Source organism: Bacillus sp. I-2 (assembly GCF_001974945.1).
Classification (GTDB): Bacteria; Bacillota; Bacilli; order Bacillales; family Bacillaceae; genus Bacillus; species Bacillus safensis.
This window is the reverse complement of the sequence record NZ_LZRW01000011.1, coordinates 210,489-224,079: the sequence shown is the minus strand read 5'-3', so window position 1 is coordinate 224,079 and position 13,591 is coordinate 210,489. Positions and strand designations below refer to the sequence as shown.

Sequence of the window (13,591 nt, the reverse complement as noted above, 5' to 3'; positions counted from 1 at the left end):
TGTTTATTTTAAATTAGAAAGTCTTTCTGACTGACTTAAAATATCAGTCACACGAACACCAAAGTTCTCATCAATGACAACGACTTCCCCTTTGGCGACGATTCGTTTGTTAACTAGAATGTCTACTGGCTCACCAGCAAGTTTGTCCAGTTCAATGATACTTCCAGCTGAAAGCTCAAGAACTTCTTTCACACTGCGCTGAGTTCTTCCAAGTTCCACCGTAATGGAAAGCGGAATGTCCATCAGCATATCAAGGTTTCCAAGCTGGCTTGTTGTATGCTGAGGCTCACTGAACGATTCAAATTCAACTGGCGCCACATTTACAGGTGCTGCCGGTTTTGGCTTCGCCTGTCTTTTCGGCGGTGCTGCTTGCTGCGCTGGGGCAGACTGCGTTTGCGGAGCTGCCGGCTGAGGTTCAGGTGCACTCACTTCTTCTTGAACCGGCTCTTCTTCTTGCGCAGGATCTGTTAATTCTGCAATTAAATCCTTCGCAAATGTAATAGGATAAAGCTGCATAATATTTGAATCGATGAGTTCACCTATTTTTAATCTGAAGGATACTTTGACAAGCATTTCTTCAGCTGGAATGCGGTCTGTCCCTTCTCCTTCTTTCACATCAAGTAATTCGACACGCGGCGGAGAAATATCAATCTTTTTATTAAAGACAGTCGACATGGATGTCGCAGCAGAACCCATCATTTGGTTCATTGCTTCTTGTACTGCACTTAAGTGAATCTCACTTAAAGAAGGGTCAGCATTTGTCCCGTCTCCGCCCATCATTAAGTCCGCAATAACTGCTGCATCTGTTTGCTGGACGACAAGCAGGTTACTTGCGCTGAAACCTTCCGTATAATTCACTTCAATAGCGACATACGGATGAGGAAATTCCTCATTCAGCATACTTTTTTGAATCACTGTAACAGTTGGAGTTGTAATCTCCACTTTTTGATTTAATAGGGTTGAAAGTGCTGTTGCAGAGCTGCCAAATGAAATATTTCCGATTTCTCCAATGGCATCTTGCTCCATTGCAGAAAGGATTGTATCAGGCTCTATATCGTCATTGCTGCCTCCTTTAAGGAGCGCATCGATTTCGTCTTGTGATAATTTACTTCCGTTATTCTCCATCTTCTTCACCTCTTATGTCGTGATCTAGAATTTGAATCGCCTGTTTCCGATTCACGCGGCCGGCCTGTCCCAAGAATTTCGGTTTATTTCCGACCATAACAGTAAGAGGCGCATTTACTGGTTTGTCCAAGGCAATACAATCACCAATTTCCAAATTCAAAAACTCTTCCACCGTCATTTCCGATTGTCCCAGCTCTGCGACTACCGGTATTTTTGCCTTCATAATCCGTTTTTCAATGGCCTTTGTTTCTTGCTGTTTTGGTTCATTTCGTTCAGACTGCATCCAGTAGTGTACAGACAGCTTCGGAATAATAGGCTCTAATACAACGTGAGGAATACATAGGTTAATAACCCCGCTTACCTCGCCAATCTGTGTATTAAGAGAAATGACGACAACTGTTTCGTTTGGTGACACCATTTGAACAAACTGGGGATTTACCTCGAAATCTGCCATTTCAGGCTCGATGTCGGTTATGGACTGCCACGCTTCTCTGTAATTTTCCAAAGCTCCCTCAAACATGTTTGAGATAATCTTTGTTTCAATTTCTGTAAGTGATTCTGTCTTATTATGACTAATGCCAATCCCGCCCATCAGCCTGTCCATCATCGCATAGCCGATTGTTGGGTTTACTTCAAGCATGATTCTTCCTTCAAGCGGGCTGACATAAAATAAGTTTAATAATGTCATATTAGGAATCGAACGAATAAATTCTTCGTATGGTACTTGGTCAACCGAGCTGACAGTAATTTGAATATATGATCTTAGCTGCGCTGAAAAATGCGTGGTGAGCAGTCTAGCGAAGTTATCGTGAATCCTTGTTAAACTTCGAATCTGGTCTTTTGAAAAGCGCAGTGCACGTTTAAAGTCATACACCTTCACTTTTTTCGTCGTTTCCTCTTTTTTCAGCTCTTCTGCATCCATTTCGCCTGTTGAGATGGCGGATAATAATGCGTCGATCTCATTCTGGGAAAGCACTTCTCCTGACATTTCTTCACCTCCATCGCGTTAATTAATCGCCTCTATTGCAGATTAAAGGAGGTTATATATACTTCTTTCACCTTGCCATCTTGCAAATAGTTATTCACTTTGTTTTTGACTTGTGTTTTAAAATGTTCTCTGCCTTTTTTGCCATCAAGTTCATCTGCATTCGTGTCTGATAAAATGTCGATTACAGCATCTTTTACCTGGAAACTTCTTTTCTCAAGCTCTGATTTTGCTTTTTCAGAGTCCGTTTCAATATTCAGGACAAGTTTGACAGCATTTCCTTCAGATTTTAAATTGGTGATAATCTCAGGAATTTCAACAGAAGCTTTTACAACTTCATCTGCTGTTGGCTCTTTTTCGGCTTTTGCTTCGTCTGACCCATTCAGCAGAAAAAAGATGCCTGCTCCAATTCCGACGATGGCAATAATCATGATTAGCATTACTACGACTAATTTCTTCTTCATTCAAACTCCTCTATTCCTTGATTCAATGAAATGACTTGGATTTTTCTGTAGAAAGAAATGATTTTCTCTTGAAGCTGCTCTTCATCTTCTTTCACAACGAATTTCTTTCCATTGGCCAAAGTAATGGTCGTGTCTGGAAAACTTTCGATTTGCTCGATATGGAGAGCGTTCAGCATAAATCCTTTGCCATTTAATCTTGTCACTTCAATCATATTAAGCAGAGAAGCGAGCATCCGCTCCCCCTACCTCCTATCGTTTCAGATTCACAAGCTCTTGCAGAATTTCATCAGATGTTGTGATCGTCTTTGCATTCGATTGGAATCCACGCTGCGCGATAATCATTTCGGTAAACTCATCTGTTAAATCAACGTTTGACATTTCAAGTTTCCCTGTTTGAAGTTCACCTGTTCCTTGACTTCCAGGAGCGATGGCATTACTTGGCGCACCGGAACTGAGCGTTTGGCGGTATAGGTTATCCCCAACTTTATCTAATCCTCCTGCATTACTGAATGACACAAGTGATACTTGCCCAACAGTACGAGAAACGTTGTTCTCAACAACAGAAACGGTCCCATCTGGCCCAACACTGACACTTGACACATTGTCGCTTGGAATGTTGATTCTTTGCCCATCCATGCCAAGTAGATAGTTTCCATCAGGTGTTGCCAAATCCCCATTTGAATCAGGTTTGAAGTTCCCTGTTCTTGTAAATAGGATTTCACCTTGCTTTTGAATGCGGAAAAATCCATCTCCATTAATATAGAAATCAAATGGTTCGTCTGTATTTTGAGAAGAACCTGATTTCATGATTTTATCAATAGAAGATAAAGAGGACCCTAAACCAATTTGTTTTGAGTTGATTGAACCAGAGTTGTTCGTTGGTCCACCTGAGCTTGAAATTGTTTGGCTGACCATATCTTTAAACGTGATACGGCTTTTTTTGTATCCGTGTGTATTGACGTTGGCTACGTTGTTGGCTACCACATCTAATTTTGATTGGAAGTTTTTCATTCCGCTAATTCCTGAGTAAAGTGAGCGTAACATTTATTTTCCTCCTCGAATTACTTCGTTTTTTCTCCAACTGCTGTAACATCCCAAGGGCTGATTTTCGTTCCATCCTCTAAAACAAGTAAGTATTCATTGTCTATGTTTTTAACAGACTTCACAGTGCCCGATATCTCTTTATCATCCAATTTGCCCGATACTTCTTTACCAATCCAGCCTACATACGTCGTAAACGGATCTTGGTGTGCAACAAATGTAGACATAAGCTGATTCAGCTTGGTGATCGAATCGTTCATATTGGTTTGCTGTTCTAAAGATGAAAATGTCGCAAGCTGCGTGACAAACTCACGGTCATCAAGCGGGTTTGTCGGATCTTGGTTTTGAAGCTGCGTGAGCAAAATTTTCAAGAATTGATCTTTGCCAAGCGTATCTGTTTTCTTTTCTGCTTTTGAAGAAGTGTCTGCTAGTGCGGCTGTTCTATTCGTAGCATCAACTGTTGCCATTAGATCTCCTCCTCTTCTTCATCTGACCCAACAAGAGCATCCAGTACATCTTGGAATTCTGCTTCCTGTTCATCAGCCTGCTGGAAATTCTGTCCTTTTGACTGCTGCTGCTTGTTTTCTTCACTAAACTGTCCAAATAACGGCTGCTCATTTGATTGAAGCGGGATATGGAAACGGTCCACTTGAACCGACATATTCGGAAGCGCCTGCTTGAGCTGCGGCAGATGATGCTCTAACAGCTCTTTCGCTGCTTGCGTCGAGGCTGTAATTTTACTCGCATACATCCCGTTTTGCTTTGTTAGCTGAATGGTAATAAACCCAAGATTTTCAGGATTTAATCGAACGGTAAAGCGTCCGCTTGAATTGCCAAACGGCGTGAATTTCATTTGCTTCCACGTGTTTAGAATTTGCTGATCAACTGTTCCTGGCTTTTCATCAGTCGTTTGTGTCTGCTGAACAGGAGCCGCTGACTGCAGTTGGAAAAACTGCTTATGACCTGGCAAAAGTGTATGAGTCATTATTTTTTCAGAAGCTGGTGCAGCAGCGCTTTGTCCTTTAACGACTTCTTTTTTGATGAGCCACTCAAGAGATGCATTCCCTTTTGCCGGAGAAGCGAGAGTAGATTCTTGTTTTGGAGAGATTAGTTCCTTCAACTCTCCTAGTGAAATTTTCCACTCTTTGTCAGATCCTTTCGCATTCGCCATCATATGGTCGATTAACTGATTAAAGTGCTTTAGCTCACTTTGAGTCATCGAATTCAGCTTGGGTGCTGATCCCTGCGAGAAGAACTGCTCTTTTACTTGCTGAATGAGTTTTTCATCTACCCCGTTTTTCGAGAGAAAGTGTATGAAGTCTTGACCTTTCCCTTCAATATCCTGCACAAGTTTCGCATCAAAGCTTGGCGGCTGTTGATTGAGCAATTGATAGATGAAAAAGTGGACTTGTATGAGCTGTTCACTATGTTCAGAACCCGGCTTTTCAGCTTGATCACCGTAAATGGAAGATTCCATTTTTTGAAATAACTCTTCAAGTGATTTGAGATCGGATGATTCAAGCGTTTGACCTTGTAGTGTTTGAAGCGCACTTAGTAGGTCTGCGCTCATTCCTTCTTCAGGTGATTGCATCCATTTTTCAACAATTTGCATCGCATCATTGACAGAAAGAGAGGCAAGAGCGGCTGTCTCAGCATGAACAGGACCGCTTTGAGCGCCTGCCCCGCTAAGCAATTGTTTAAACAAACCGCGTGCAGATGCAGCGCCGTCTCCTTTTAGCCCTGAGAGACCTTGAGAAGATTGCTGTAAGGCTCCAATATCCAATAGCTTCACTTATTGTCCACCCCCATTTTCACTTTCTTCTTTTTTGGCAAGCTCTTTTGTAAACGTTGCTGCCTTCTGAGGTGTCAGTTTTGCTAATATGTCTGTCAGTTTATTTTTGCTCAGCTCTTCAAGGATTTTTAACGCCTCTTTATCACTTAATTCTGATAAAATTTTGGCGGATTTCCCTGGGTCCATGCTTTCATAAATGCTGGCGACCTTTCCTTTTGTCTGCTGATTAGAGGATGCCGCTGCATCAGAGGACGTTCCTGCAGAGTTATTACCTGACGTGTTATTTGATGAGCTGTTATTTGATGAGCTGTTATTCGATGAACTGTCATTGGCTGACGTATTCTTTTCATCATTTTCAGATGTTTTTTCAAGTGAGTTGATTTTTTGATTCAGTCTCTTAATCTCTTCATCACTTGTTTTCAAATCTTTTTGTGCAATTTCGAGTTCATTTTTTTGCTCTTTAATGGTCTTTTTCAGTTCTTTCAACTCTGCATCGCTTTGATCATTAGGTGAAGATGACGTTTTTGAGGTGTCATCTGAACCAACTAAACTGCTAATCACCGGAATGTTTTGGAGCGGTTTTTTTAGATCAAAACCTGCCATATAAAGGATCGTGCCAGTGACAATCACAAGCACAATCAATGGGATGATGACAATAAACAAGATCCATTGAAATTTCCCGCCACCTGATTCCTTCGTTTTTTCCTTCTTAGGCATTCATCTCGACTCCTAATGTCCTTGAAACATGAATTGGCTGATAGAGATATCATCCATTTCTTTCATTTCAATTGCCTTATGTTCAAGGGAGAACTTTTCAAATTGCTTTTCTTTCATTTTTTCAAACTTTTTAAACTCAATGTTTTTTTCAGTTAAATCAGATTGTTTTTCATTCATTTGATGGCGTTTCATGATCACAAGCTGCTGATAATGCTGGATGGTGTTATCTAAGTTGGTCACAAATTGCTGGTAATGACGCATTTCTTGAACACTCATTCCACTTCTCAGCTTTTCTTCTTTGCTTTTTTCCATTAGCTCTTTTTTACTCATATTTTCATAGAGTTTTTCAGCAACTTGCTCAAATGCCGAAACGGATTGTTGGTATGCTGCGAGTGACTTGTCTTTTTCACTTTCTTTCAGTTCTAAGAGCTTTTGAAATTTGTATTGATATCTCACTGTTTTTGTCAATCCTCTCTATTCATCAAACTGAGCAATAAACTCACACTGTCTTCAATAGATACAGCCTCTTCTACATCCTGCTTCAAAAATGAAATCAGATGAGGGTAAGCCTGCATGGCCTCATCAATATCTTTGGAGGAGCCTTTTTTATATGCTCCAATATTAATGAGGTCTTCAGCGTTTTGATAAGTGGATAAAAGCTGGCGGAACCGGTTAGCCGCCTCCTTGTGATCATGACTTGCGATATTACTCATGACACGGCTGATACTTTTCAGAATATTAACAGCGGGAAATTGTCCTTTGTTGGCTAAAGCACGATCAAGTACAATGTGCCCGTCAAGGATCCCCCTCACTGTATCAGCGATCGGCTCGTTCATATCGTCCCCATCAACAAGCACTGTGTAAAACGCTGTGATGGAACCAAGCTGATTTGTTCCAGTTCGTTCGAGCAATTTTGGCAGTATAGCGAACACTGAAGGTGTATATCCTTTTGTTGTTGGCGGCTCGCCAGTTGCGAGTCCTATTTCCCTTTGCGCCATAGCGACCCTTGTAACAGAATCCATCATGAACATGACATTTTTGCCTCTGTCCCTGAAATACTCCGCAATAGCTGTTGCTGTATACGCAGCTTTCAGTCTCGTCAGTGCAGGCTGGTCAGAAGTTGCAACGACAACAATGGATCGCTTCAGTCCTTCAGCACCTAAATCCTTTTCAATAAACTCACGAACTTCACGGCCACGCTCTCCAACAAGAGCAATCACATTCAGGTCTGCTTCTGTCTGCTTTGCAATCATCCCCATTAAGGTACTTTTTCCAACACCGCTTCCGGCAAAAATCCCGATCCTTTGACCAGTGCCAACTGTGAGCAGACTGTCGATGACTCTAACACCAACACCCATCTTTTCTCGAATAGGCGGCCTGTCCATTGGATTTGGAGGTGACTGATCTGTCGAAACAGGTGCAAGTCCCTTTGGGAGCATACTGCCATCAAGCGGATGACCGAAGGCATCAACGACTTCACCAATTAATCCAGTCCCTACTTTGACCTTCAGCGACTCACCGGTCGCTTCTACAAGACTTCCTGGTGAAATATTGGATGCTTCTACATAAGGCATGAGCAGAATGTTTTCATCTCTAAATCCTACGACCTCTGCTTTTATCGGATGGTGCTTGCTCCCTTTTTTATGAATGAGACACACATCACCGATCGAACTCTCCGGCCCCTTAGATTCAATCATCAGCCCAACCACTCGATTGACTTTACCAAATCGTTTATAAGGATCGGCGGTTTCAATCGTTTCTTTTAGTACATCCATTTTCATTTGTGATCACCTGAATCAATGACTTCTAATAATTTTTCTTTCAACTGATTCATTTGGGTATCAACACTCGCTTCCACTTTTCCAAAACTTGTTTCTACGTAACAAGTTCCTTTTGGCGCTTTTTCATCCGAGTAAATGGCAAGGTGTGTATCCTTTTGAAGGATTCTAATCAATTCGTCTTTATATTCCATCACATGCTCGTAATGTTCAGGGTCAACATAGATGGAAATATCATCATATTCTTTCACTTCTGCAATGACCTGCTTCACAAGAGCCAAAAATTGATCTTTTGTGCCCTCGGCTGCATACCAAACGCGTTTGGCGAGTTCAAAAGCGAGTTCCACAATTTGCTCAGCAGAGCTTTCAATTTTTTCTTCGTAGTCCTGTCTTGCAAGACTAACGATGTCATTTGCTTGATCAAGAATAGCTTGGTACTGCATATTCGCATCTGCTTGGCCCTTTTGGAAGCCGTCTTGATAACCTGCCTGTTTCGCTTCTTCAATGAGCTGCATTCTTTCTTCTTCAAAATCAGTTCTGCGCTGATTGATTTCAGCCATTGTTTTTTCCAGCTCACTGTTTGCTTGTTCTAATATGCGGCTCGCTTGATCTTCTGCATCACTGAGTACTAGCTGCGATGCTTCGGTTTCATTGACAAGCACTTCTTCGTGATGTTCTCTTTTAAACTCTACTTGCTGTAACGGAATCGTTTGCCGTCCTTGTTCAGGAATAACAGATGTTTCATGTTTGATTATCCTAGACAATGATATCGTCTCCTCCGCCTCGAGCTATGACGATTTCTCCAGCTTCCTCAAGTCGTCTTACGATGCTGACAATACGGGTTTGTGCTTCCTCGACATCTCTAAGCCGGACAGGCCCCATAAACTCCATTTCTTCTTTGAATGTTTCGACCATCCGCTGTGACATGTTGCGGAAGACAATTTCTTTGACCTCTTCGCTTGCCACTTTGAGTGCGAGCAATAAGTCATCATTTTCAACATCTCTGATAACGCGCTGAATCGCTCTGCTGTCAAGAGTGACAATATCTTCAAAGACAAACATACGTTTCTTAATTTCATCCGCAAGCTCTGGATCTTGAATTTCAAGTGTGTCTAAAATGGTCTTCTCAGTAGCACGGTCTACACCATTTAGCACTTCTACAACCGCTTCGACTCCGCCCGTTTGCGTATAGTCCTGCGTAAAGGTTGAAGAAAGCTTTTGTTCAAGAATACGTTCCACCTCATTGATGATCTCTGGAGATGTGCGGTCCATTAAGGCAATACGTCTCGCAACCTCAGTTTGTACTTCCTCACCTAACTCAGATAAAATTTGCCCAGCCTGCACTGGATCCAGGTAGGAAAGGATAAGTGCAATCGTTTGTGGATGCTCATGCTGGATAAAGTTTAAAATTTGTTCTGGCTCAGCCTTTCGAGCAAAATCAAATGGTTTCACTTGAAGAGAGGATGTTAGCCTGTTTAAGATGCTGTCCGCTTTATCCTCACCAAGCGCTTTTTCAAGCACTTGTCTTGCGTACATAAGACCGCCCTGCGATATGTAGTCCTGCGCGATGGCAATGCTGTGAAACTCTTCGATGACTTCATCTTTTTTAGCAGTATCTACACTTCGTACATTGGAAATTTCTAATGTTAATTTTTCTATTTCGTCTTCAGACAGATGTTTGTATACAGATGCTGACACGTCTAGCCCTAAGGAAATCATTAGGATTGCTGCTTTTTGTCTGCCTGTTAGTCGATTTGGATCTTTTCTCGACATGTGTATTCCTCCTAATCCTCGGACAGCCAGCTGCGTAGCAATTTAGCAAAGTCTTCTGGTTTTTCTTTTGCCATTTTTTCAAGCTGATTTTTTCTCACCATTTCTTCTGTTTCTGGTTCAGTGTCGATATCAGGAACATCGATTGGTGTACGTTCATCAAACTCAAACTCTTCTTCCTCATCTCTTCTACGCTTGCGCACAAGAAGAATGATAAGAGCGATAATTGCAAGTAGGAGCACACCGCCTACAATATAAACCCAGATTGGAATATTGTTTGAAGGGTTATCTGCCGCAGTTTGCTGTTTACCGTCTAATTTTGATACAGATAAAACGATTTTGTTATCTAAGTCTGCTTGAGTGAGCGCTTGACCATTTGTGTATTCTTTATCAATCGATGTGCTAATGATCGTTGAAAGAATCTTTTTGATATCATCTTGTCTTTCAGCCGTTAAAGAGTTTACATCGTTTGCAGTTGGTGGTTCAACCAATGCTTGAATGCCAACATCTCTAATTTTATAAGGGCTTTCTTTGATATCTTTATGAATGCGGTTGACTTCATAATTGATGCGATCTTCGCTCTTTTCGTAATCTCCGCTTCCATTCGCTCCATCGGCACCTTGATAATTTGTGACATCATCGTCACCTGTTCCAGCAGTGCCTCCAGCTGCTGCGCCATTACCTGAATAAGTTTCAGCAATCTTTTCAGCGCTGACAGCAATTCCCTGCATGTTTTCTTTATCAACAGGTTCTACAAGGTCTTCTTTTCTTTTTTCTTCAGTAAAATCAATGTCTGTTGTGACCGATACAGCCACTTTATCTTGACCCATCATTGTTCCGAGCAGCTGCTGAATTTTTCTTTGAAGGTTCTTTTCGATTTCCTCTTTTTTCTGCTGCTGTGCATCCATTCCACTTGCATAGGAATCGGAGCTGGTGTTTAAGTCGTAGTAGTTGGAATCTTGGTCCATAATGACAATGTTTTCTGTTTTTAAATTCGGCACACTTTTTGAAATAAGATGATAAAGGCCTTTTACTTGCTGCGGTGTGAGCGTGTAGCCAGGCTCAACTTGCAGCACAATGGATGCTGATGCATTACTTTGCTCTTCTCCAACAAAAACGGAATCTTTTGGCAGGTTAATCATAACTTTTGAATCTTTAATCCCATCAATCGTGTTGATCAGATTGGATAGTTCTGTCTGAGTTGCGTCTACTTTCAGAACATCAAATTCATTATCTGTTAAACCGAAGCCTGAATTGTTTGCAAAGAAGGAATAATCAATGTTGCCTGTCTTAGGGAGCCCTTCGGATGCGAGTGTTACTTTTAAAGAATCTGCTTGCTTTTCTGGAACGAGAATCGTTGTTCCATTGTTTGCAAGTTCCGATTTAACGTTTTTGCCATCTAGTTCCTGTTTGATTTGTCCAGCTTCTGCCTCAGACAAGTCTCTAAAGAGCGGAACCATTTTTTCAGAAGAAGCAAAGATGCTAACAACCGTAATAATGATTGCTAGGGCAGCAACGCCGCCAATCATGAGTATTTTTTGTAATTTTGATCGATTTCGCCAAAACTCAACTGTTTTTGTTCTTAATTGCATTAAAGTACGATTCATCTTAACCCCCGGTCATTCCATTCAGTCTTTTTTTGTCCACCAGCACCTCCTACATCTGCATTCTCATAATCTCTTGGTACGCTTCGACTGCTTTATTTCGAAACTCTGTTGCAGCTGTGAGTGTAACACTCGCTTTTTGTGAAGCAATCATGACTTCATCGAGATTGACATCTTTTCCTTGTGCAAGCGCATTTGTATACTGGTCTGATTTCAGCTGTGATTGATTTAATGCCTCAATGGAATTCTTCAGCACATCAGAGAAATTCGTTTGACTTTTAGGTGCAGCCGCCTGAACGGGCGATGCATTCGTCAATTCACTTGCTTGCTGAGCAGTTTGAAGCTGGAAAGGAGATATTGCATTAACCAATTGTTTTCACCTTACTTTCCTATTTCTAAAGCTTTCATCAGCATGCTTTTGTTCGCATTTAGAGCAGTCACGTTTGCTTCATATGATCTTGAGCTGCTGATGAGGTCGACCATTTCTTTTAATGGATCGACATTTGGTGTTTGAACATATCCATTTTCATTGGCATCGGGATTTGTAGGATCATATTGAAGGTTGAATGGAGTTTCGTCTTCAGTAATCTTTGTTACTTTGACGCCGTTTCCTAATTTGCCGCTCGAATTCATACTTGAGTTCAATATAGATGAAAACGATTCACCTGACGGCTGTAATGTGACAAGCTTACGTCTATAAGGCTCCCAGTTGCCATCAACCTGTTTAGCTCTTGTTGTATCCATATTTGCAAGGTTTGAGGATACAACGTCCATTCTGAGCCTCTGTGCCGTTAATGCTGAGGCCGAAGCGTTCACTCCTGAAAAGATTGACATCACTTACCTCCTGTCAAAACTGTTTTAAGAGAATTGAATTTCCCGCTCATTCTTTCCACCAGCGCATTATACTGAATTTGGTTTTTAGCGAGTTCACTCATCTCTTGATCAATATCGACATTATTTCCGTTTTCTTGATAAGAAGTACGGTTGCTCGAAACAACTGAATAATTAGACCCTTTTTTTGAAAAATCAATGTGTCCTTGGTATGTTTTTTTAGCATCTAATTTGATTGACGCATCATTTAGCATGTCATGGAATGCGACGTTTTTCGACTTGTAGTTCGGTGTGTCTATATTTGCGATATTATTGCTTATGACTTTTTGCTTAACATTCGCTCTGCCCAAGGCATTCTCAAGGTTGCTTATCGTTCCAGAAAATATATCCAAAACCATATACCTCCAATCATATGTATTTCATTCCATTTAATCATGTCGAGATTTGTAAAACCATATGTTCATTGTAAGAAATAATAGGATTAAAGTCTATGATGTATATGTAAAAAAAACTCGTAATATATATCTATTTTACGAATAGGTATAAAGACCTAGATTCAAAGCACTACAGATTTGTAAGGGGTTTCTTGGAAAAAAGAGTGACATTTTTCGGACAAATCCTCATTTTTTCACATAAAAAAACCCTTTTCAGCCTTTATTTCGGCCAAAAAGGGTTTTGGATTAATGAGATTTTAAATTTTCGAGTTCAATTAAAAATTTGTTGTTTAACACTTTGATGTACGTTCCCTTCATTCCAAGAGAACGAGATTCAATCACGCCTGCACTTTCTAACTTACGTAAGGCGTTTACGATCACTGAGCGCGTGATCCCTACACGGTCTGCAATTTTACTTGCAACGAGAAGACCTTCGTTTCCATCCAGCTCTTCAAAAATGTGCTCAATCGCTTCAAGCTCACTGTATGAAAGAGAGCTAATCGCCATTTGGACAACCGCTTTACTTCTTGCTTCTTCTTCGATTTCCTCTGCTTTCTCGCGAAGAATCTCCATTCCAACAACTGTAGCCCCGTATTCAGCAAGAATTAAATCATCATCTTTGAATGTATCTTGCAAGCGGGACAGGATTAACGTACCTAAACGATCTCCTCCACCGATAATTGGAACAATTGTTGTTAAACCTGATTGGAATAAGTCACGGTTTTCAATCGGGAAAGCTGTATATTCACTGTTAATATCAAGGTTTGAAGACGTTTCAGGGACATTGAATAGACTCTTTGTATATTCTTCAGGGAACTGACGATCTTCAAGCATTTTTTTCATACGTGCATTTTCGATCTGTTGATTAATGGAGTAGCCAAGAAGCTTTCCCCTTCTGCTTAATACGAAAATGTTTGAATCAATGACATCTCTCAGTGTTTCTGCCATTTCTTTAAAATTAACTGGTTTCCCCGCTGCATCTTGCAGCATTGAGTTAATAATCCTTGTTTTTTGTAGTAACGCCATAATAATGATCCTCCTAGATTACTT

17 protein-coding genes are annotated in these 13,591 nt (G+C 40.9%); all 17 read right to left on the bottom strand.

What is annotated here, in order from left to right:
• Positions 1 to 3 precede the first annotated feature (3 nt).
• The 17 genes from fliY to codY all read right to left on the bottom strand — a co-directional run bounded on the left by fliY (position 4) and on the right by codY (position 13,567).
• Entirely contained in the window at positions 4 to 1,125 is a 1,122-nt protein-coding gene (gene fliY, locus BAE31_RS04615) for a flagellar motor switch phosphatase FliY (protein WP_024424166.1), read from the bottom strand.
• A complete protein-coding gene (fliM, locus tag BAE31_RS04610; protein ID WP_024424167.1) occupies positions 1,115 to 2,113 on the bottom strand; it encodes a flagellar motor switch protein FliM in 999 nt (332 codons plus the stop codon). The genes fliY and fliM overlap by 11 nt, the downstream gene beginning before the upstream one ends.
• A gap of 32 nt (positions 2,114 to 2,145) precedes the next feature.
• On the bottom strand, positions 2,146 to 2,574 hold the full coding sequence (gene fliL, locus BAE31_RS04605; RefSeq protein ID WP_024424168.1) for a flagellar basal body-associated protein FliL: 429 nt from the start codon (positions 2,572 to 2,574) through the stop codon (positions 2,146 to 2,148).
• On the bottom strand, positions 2,571 to 2,786 hold the full coding sequence (swrD, locus tag BAE31_RS04600) for a swarming motility protein SwrD (protein WP_008344794.1): 216 nt from the start codon (positions 2,784 to 2,786) through the stop codon (positions 2,571 to 2,573). The genes fliL and swrD overlap by 4 nt, the downstream gene beginning before the upstream one ends.
• A 37-nt stretch (positions 2,787 to 2,823) precedes the next feature.
• The gene (gene flgG / locus BAE31_RS04595) at positions 2,824 to 3,618 is read right to left on the bottom strand and encodes a flagellar basal body rod protein FlgG (protein ID WP_034281786.1); all 795 of its coding nucleotides are present in this window, start codon (positions 3,616 to 3,618) and stop codon (positions 2,824 to 2,826) included.
• A 17-nt stretch (positions 3,619 to 3,635) separates the two neighbouring features.
• A complete protein-coding gene (gene flgD / locus BAE31_RS04590) occupies positions 3,636 to 4,082 on the bottom strand; it encodes a flagellar hook assembly protein FlgD (RefSeq protein ID WP_041108996.1) in 447 nt (148 codons plus the stop codon).
• Entirely contained in the window at positions 4,082 to 5,407 is a 1,326-nt protein-coding gene (locus tag BAE31_RS04585; RefSeq protein WP_076839570.1) for a flagellar hook-length control protein FliK, read from the bottom strand. The genes flgD and BAE31_RS04585 overlap by 1 nt, the downstream gene beginning before the upstream one ends.
• Positions 5,408 to 6,124 carry a MotE family protein gene (locus BAE31_RS04580; RefSeq protein ID WP_076839568.1) on the bottom strand — a complete coding sequence of 239 codons (717 nt, stop codon included), beginning with the start codon at positions 6,122 to 6,124 and terminating at the stop codon, positions 5,408 to 5,410.
• Positions 6,125 to 6,136: 12 nt separating this feature from the next.
• Complete coding sequence (gene fliJ, locus BAE31_RS04575; RefSeq protein ID WP_024424173.1) at positions 6,137 to 6,580, bottom strand: flagellar export protein FliJ; 444 nt, start codon at positions 6,578 to 6,580, stop codon at positions 6,137 to 6,139.
• A gap of 8 nt (positions 6,581 to 6,588) precedes the next feature.
• Entirely contained in the window at positions 6,589 to 7,905 is a 1,317-nt protein-coding gene (gene fliI / locus BAE31_RS04570) for a flagellar protein export ATPase FliI (RefSeq protein ID WP_041117382.1), read from the bottom strand.
• Entirely contained in the window at positions 7,902 to 8,666 is a 765-nt protein-coding gene (gene fliH / locus BAE31_RS04565) for a flagellar assembly protein FliH (protein ID WP_076839566.1), read from the bottom strand. The genes fliI and fliH overlap by 4 nt, the downstream gene beginning before the upstream one ends.
• The gene (fliG, locus tag BAE31_RS04560) at positions 8,659 to 9,675 is read right to left on the bottom strand and encodes a flagellar motor switch protein FliG (RefSeq protein ID WP_024424176.1); all 1,017 of its coding nucleotides are present in this window, start codon (positions 9,673 to 9,675) and stop codon (positions 8,659 to 8,661) included. The genes fliH and fliG overlap by 8 nt, the downstream gene beginning before the upstream one ends.
• An 11-nt stretch (positions 9,676 to 9,686) precedes the next feature.
• Positions 9,687 to 11,279, bottom strand: a complete 1,593-nt coding sequence (fliF, locus tag BAE31_RS04555; RefSeq protein ID WP_024424177.1) for a flagellar basal-body MS-ring/collar protein FliF — start codon at positions 11,277 to 11,279, stop codon at positions 9,687 to 9,689.
• Positions 11,280 to 11,328: 49 nt separating this feature from the next.
• Entirely contained in the window at positions 11,329 to 11,646 is a 318-nt protein-coding gene (gene fliE, locus BAE31_RS04550; protein WP_076839565.1) for a flagellar hook-basal body complex protein FliE, read from the bottom strand.
• Between the two features lie 11 nt (positions 11,647 to 11,657).
• Complete coding sequence (flgC, locus tag BAE31_RS04545; protein WP_024424179.1) at positions 11,658 to 12,110, bottom strand: flagellar basal body rod protein FlgC; 453 nt, start codon at positions 12,108 to 12,110, stop codon at positions 11,658 to 11,660.
• The gene (flgB, locus tag BAE31_RS04540; protein WP_041108983.1) at positions 12,110 to 12,499 is read right to left on the bottom strand and encodes a flagellar basal body rod protein FlgB; all 390 of its coding nucleotides are present in this window, start codon (positions 12,497 to 12,499) and stop codon (positions 12,110 to 12,112) included. The genes flgC and flgB overlap by 1 nt, the downstream gene beginning before the upstream one ends.
• 288 nt (positions 12,500 to 12,787) lie before the next feature.
• Complete coding sequence (gene codY / locus BAE31_RS04535; RefSeq protein WP_041108981.1) at positions 12,788 to 13,567, bottom strand: GTP-sensing pleiotropic transcriptional regulator CodY; 780 nt, start codon at positions 13,565 to 13,567, stop codon at positions 12,788 to 12,790.
• Between the last annotated feature and the right edge of the window lie 24 nt (positions 13,568 to 13,591).